This is a genomic window from Streptomyces spongiae (assembly GCF_009377185.1).
GTDB lineage: Bacteria > Actinomycetota > Actinomycetes > Streptomycetales > Streptomycetaceae > Streptomyces > Streptomyces spongiae.
The window spans coordinates 1-4,214 of record NZ_VJZC01000751.1 but is presented as its reverse complement, the minus strand read 5'-3'; the positions used below and the strand labels follow the sequence as shown (position 1 = coordinate 4,214).

Below are 4,214 nucleotides of genomic sequence, written 5' to 3'. Positions count from 1 at the left end.
GCAGTGGGTGCGGCATTCCGGGTGGCGGCAGTCCGGGGCCGGACGCCGCACCGTCGCGTACGCGAGGACCCCACCCACCACCAGCACCCCCGCACACAACGGCATCGCCCGGTCGAACGCGGAGTTGAAGGCGTCCGCCGACCGGTACGCCTCCGAGCCCATCCCGGTGAGCAGCGGCAGCGCGGCCACCGCGATGAGCCCGGCCGCGCGGGCCGCCGCGTTGTTGACACCGCTCGCGAGTCCCGCGTGCTCGGTGTCGACGGAGGCCAGGACCGTGGCGGTGAGGGGCGCGACCAGGGCGACCATCCCGAGGCCCAGCACCAGGAGCGCGGGCAGGACGTCCGCGACGTACGAGGCGTCCGGACCCACCCGCAGCATCATCAGCATGCCCACGGCGCACACCAGCGGCCCGACCGTGAGCGGGATGCGCGGACCGATCCGTTCGCCCAGCTCGCCCGCGCGCGCCGACAGCAGGAGCATGATCACGGTGATGGGCAGCAGGGCCGTACCGGCGCCGAGGGCCGAGTAGCCCGACACCACCTGGAGCTGGACCGCCGCCAGGAAGAAGAAGCCGCCGAAGGCCGCGTACACGCACAGGGTGACCAGGTTGACCGAGGTGAACTGGCGGGAGGAGAAGATCCCGAGCGGCATCATCGGGTCGGGACTTCGGCGCTCGACGTACACGAACGCCACCCCGGCCGCCACCCCCGCGACCGCCACCACCGACACCAGCACCGCGCTCCGCTGCCCGGCCTCGATCAGCGCGTACGTCACCAGGGCCAGGCACATGGCGCCGAGAGCGGCGCCGAGGACGTCGAAGCGGCCGTGGGCGCGCTGGTCGGCGGACTCGGGTACGTGCCGGAGGGCGACGGGCACGCACAGGGCCGCGAGGGGGACGTTCAGCAGGAACACCCAGCGCCAGCCCGGCCCGTCCACCAGCCAGCCGCCCAGGAAGGGGCCGATCGCCGCGCCGATCCCGCCGAAGCCGGACCACAGGCCCACGGCCCGCCCCCGGTCGTCCGGGTGGAAGGAGGCCTGGATGAGGGCGAGCGAGCCGGGGGTGAGGAGGGCGCCGCCGATGCCCTGGAGAGCGCGGGCGACGATGAGCACACCCGCGTTCGGGGCGATGCCGCACAGCAGCGACGCGAGGGCGAACCACACCACGCCCAGCACGAAGATCCGCCGCCGCCCGAACCGGTCGCCAAGGGCCCCGCCGAGGAGGATGAGCCCGGCCAGCGTCAGCGTGTACCCGTTGACCGTCCATTGCAGGACGGCCAGGTCGGCGTCCAGATCGCGCCCGATCCACGGCAGCGCGACATTGACCACGGTCGAGTCCAGCAACGCGATGCTGGAGCCCAGCACGGTGGTCAGCAGGATCCACTTCCCCTGTGGGGAGGCGAGCCTGACGGCCGTGTTGTCGCTGTTCTCGCTGTTCTCGCTCGGCGGCGCAGCCATGCTCCGGAGCATACGGAAGGGCCCGGCACCACAGGAGGTGCCGGGCCCAAGTGGAGCACACCGGGTTACGTGACCTGCATGGCCCCGATCCGCTTACTTGATCTTCGTGCCCGTCGAGCGCAGGTTCTGGCAGGCCTCCAGGACACGCTGGGACATCGACGCCTCGGCGAGCTTGCCCCAGGTGCGCGGGTCGTAGGTCTTCTTCGACCCGACCTCGCCGTCGACCTTCAGCACACCGTCGTAGTTCTTCAGCATGTGGTCGGCGACCGGGCGCGTGAAGGCGTACTGGGTGTCCGTGTCGATGTTCATCTTGACGACGCCGTTCTCCAGCGCGGTCTGGATCTCCTCCTCGGAGGAGCCGGAGCCGCCGTGGAAGACGAAGTCGAACGGCGACTGCTTGCCGAACCGGGCGGCGACGCCCTCGTTCAGCTCCTTCAGCAGCTCGGGACGCAGGACGACGTTGCCCGGCTTGTACACGCCGTGCACGTTGCCGAAGGAGGCGGCCAGCAGGTAGCGCCCCTTCTCGCCCAGGCCCAGGGCCTCCGCCGTACGGATGGCGTCGTCGACGGTCGTGTACAGGGAGTCGTTGATCTCGTGGGAGACGCCGTCCTCCTCGCCACCGGTCGGGGTGATCTCGACCTCGAGGATGATCTTCGCGGCGGCGGCGCGGGCGAGCAGCTCCTGGCCGATCTCCAGGTTGTCGGCCAGGGTCTCGGCCGAGCCGTCCCACATGTGCGACTGGAAGAGCGGGTTCTCGCCGCGGGCGACGCGCTCCTCCGACACCGCGAGCAGCGGACGTACGTACCCGTCGAGCTTGTCCTTCGGGCAGTGGTCCGTGTGCAGGGCGACGGTGATGTCGTACTTCTTGGCGACGATGTGCGCGAACTCGGCCAGGGCGACGGCGCCGATGACCATGTCCTTGTTGTGCTGGCCGCCGAGGAACTCCGCACCACCCGTGGAGATCTGGATGATGCCGTCGCTCTCCGCCTCCGCGAAACCGCGCAGCGCCGCGTGCAGGGTCTGGGACGAGGTCACGTTGATGGCCGGGTAGGCGAACCTGCCTGCCTTCGCCCGGTCGAGCATCTCGTTGTAGACCTCGGGGGTTGCGATGGGCATCTGTCCGCTCCTCTATGTGCGGGTCGCGTACTGCTTGTCCAGCTGTACGGCTCTTACGCTGCTTACGGCCCTGACCTAGACCTTGGGATGCGACGTCATCGTCGGCCCCATCTTTCCAGACCTGGCCGGATGCTCCGGCCAGGGTGTCCGGATATGTTCGCCGCCTTGGGAGTCTGCGACTCGTGTGTGTCAGTGACTCGTGCGTGTCAGTCCAGACCGAACGTGTCAGTCCAGGCCGAGCTCGTCCTTGGAGTAGGCGAAGAGGTACGGGACCCCCGCGCCCTCCTGGATCTTCTCGGCGGCTCCGGTGGCCCGGTCGACGATGGTCGCGACGGCGACGACCTCGGCGCCCGCCTCACGCACGGCCTCGACGGCGGTGAGGGGGGAGCCGCCAGTGGTGGAGGTGTCCTCGACGACGAGCACGCGCCGCCCCGCGATCTCGGGCCCTTCGACCCGCCTCTGCAACCCGTGCGCCTTGGCCGCCTTGCGCACCACGAACGCGTCGAGCCGCCGCCCTCGTCCCGCGGCCGCGTGCAGCATGGCCGCGGCGACGGGGTCGGCGCCCATGGTGAGACCGCCGACGGCGTCGAACTCGAGGTCGGCGGTCAGGTCCAGCAGCACCTCGCCCACGAGCGGCGCGGCCTCGCCGTCGAGGGTGACGCGGCGCAGGTCGACGTAGTAGTCGGCCTCGAGACCCGACGACAGGGTCACCTTGCCGTGCACGACGGCCTTGTCCTTGATCTGCTGCAACAGCGTGCCGCGTACTTCAGTCATGGCAGCCAGCTTAGACAGCGGCTCAGTCGGCTTGGAGAGGCCTCCAGGTCCAGGTCGTCGACGCCTCCAGGGGTTCGATCGGGGTGACCAGACGCGGCAGGGTGTTGAGCCCGTTGGGTGGCCCTGTCTGCGGCTCCACGCAGACGGCCTCGGCCTGCTCGTCGTAGACGACGACCCATTCCTCGCGCGAGGCGACGGTGAGTTCCAGCTGCCCGGGCCAGGTCAGGGTGACGTCGACACCGTCGGGCATCCCGAAGCAGTCGTCCCAGGGGCCGGGCTTGGGGTCGACGCGGTTGCCGGTGGGGAGGTGGTCGTCGCCGCGCTCCTCCTGCCAGGCCGCCTCGAAGGCGAGGCGGACGTCCTGCCCTCCGAGGTTCCGGTTGAACCAGGGGTGCCAGCCGATCTGCGCCGGGAAGGACGAGTCGTACGTCTCCACGGACATGGTGAGCGTGAGGGAGTCCTCGGTGAGGGCGACGACCTGGGTTACGCGGCCGGAGTAGGGCCAGGGCTCCACCAGGTCGTACGTGATGACGGCCTCGTTCCCGGTCACGCGGGCGGTGCGCCAGGCGCCGTCGCGGGCGGTGCCGTGGATGGCGTGCGGTGCGGCGTTGAGCGGCATCTGCTGTACGGCGCCCCCGCTGAGGAACCGGCCGTCGCGGGTCCTTCCGCACCACGGGACCATCGGGAAGCAGCCGAACCGCTCGCCCTGCCGCAGCAGTTCGGTTCCACCGACCCGCAGCCCGCTCACCCGTCCGCCGTTGCCCGGCGCCACGACAGCTTCCGCGTCACCCGCGGTCAGCGTGATGTCTTCGTTACTCACGGCACGACCCTATGGGGTGCGTCCGGTGGTTGGGCGGAGTGGGTGGGTG

At 70.4% G+C, this 4,214-nt stretch carries 4 protein-coding genes; all 4 read right to left on the bottom strand.

Annotated features, from left to right (window positions below; all coding sequences use genetic code 11):
• Positions 1-1,455, bottom strand: a 1,455-nt coding sequence (locus FNH08_RS46005) for an MFS transporter (RefSeq protein ID WP_152777640.1), incomplete at its 3' end; no start/stop codon positions are given.
• Between the two features lie 93 nt (positions 1,456-1,548).
• Entirely contained in the window at positions 1,549-2,571 is a 1,023-nt protein-coding gene (fbaA, locus tag FNH08_RS46000) for a class II fructose-bisphosphate aldolase (RefSeq protein ID WP_152777638.1), read from the bottom strand.
• 225 nt (positions 2,572-2,796) lie between these two features.
• Positions 2,797-3,345 carry an orotate phosphoribosyltransferase gene (gene pyrE, locus FNH08_RS45995; RefSeq protein ID WP_152777636.1) on the bottom strand — a complete coding sequence of 183 codons (549 nt, stop codon included), beginning with the start codon at positions 3,343-3,345 and terminating at the stop codon, positions 2,797-2,799.
• Positions 3,346-3,367: 22 nt separating this feature from the next.
• Positions 3,368-4,165 (bottom strand): aldose epimerase family protein, encoded by a 798-nt coding sequence (locus tag FNH08_RS45990; RefSeq protein WP_322726522.1) that lies wholly within the window; start codon positions 4,163-4,165, stop codon positions 3,368-3,370.
• Positions 4,166-4,214 lie beyond the last annotated feature (49 nt).